Origin of the sequence: uncultured Pseudoteredinibacter sp., from assembly GCF_947502065.1 — a bacterium.
Classification (GTDB): Bacteria; Pseudomonadota; Gammaproteobacteria; order Pseudomonadales; family Cellvibrionaceae; genus Pseudoteredinibacter.
In genome coordinates this window covers 1-272 of record NZ_CANMYE010000042.1, presented here as the reverse complement: position 1 = coordinate 272, position 272 = coordinate 1, and the positions used below count along the sequence as shown (strand labels likewise).

Here is a 272-nt window from a genome sequence, read left to right as displayed (position 1 = left end):
GGCAACAGCTTCACCATTAGTACGCCTGATGGTTTGGGTTCCCTAAGCATTGCCGGCCAAAATATTACAGCGGCTGCTCTTAATAACGCTTCAACAAGTAACATCACCGTTAATACACCTGAAGGTGTGCTAACCATTACCGATTACAACTCCGCAACAGGTGAGGTCACATACAACTACGATCCAAGCGGTACAGCTAAAGATCACAGTGGTGGCGAAGTTGTTGATAGCTTGGCGGTCGTCGTAACTGATAGCGATGGTACGACAGCTAA

The 272-nt window shown here is 47.4% G+C and carries 1 protein-coding gene; it reads left to right on the top strand.

All coding sequences use genetic code 11. The features are described from left to right. Positions 1–272, top strand: a 272-nt coding sequence (locus tag Q1A41_RS20285) for a hypothetical protein (RefSeq protein WP_299982987.1), incomplete at both ends; no start/stop codon positions are given.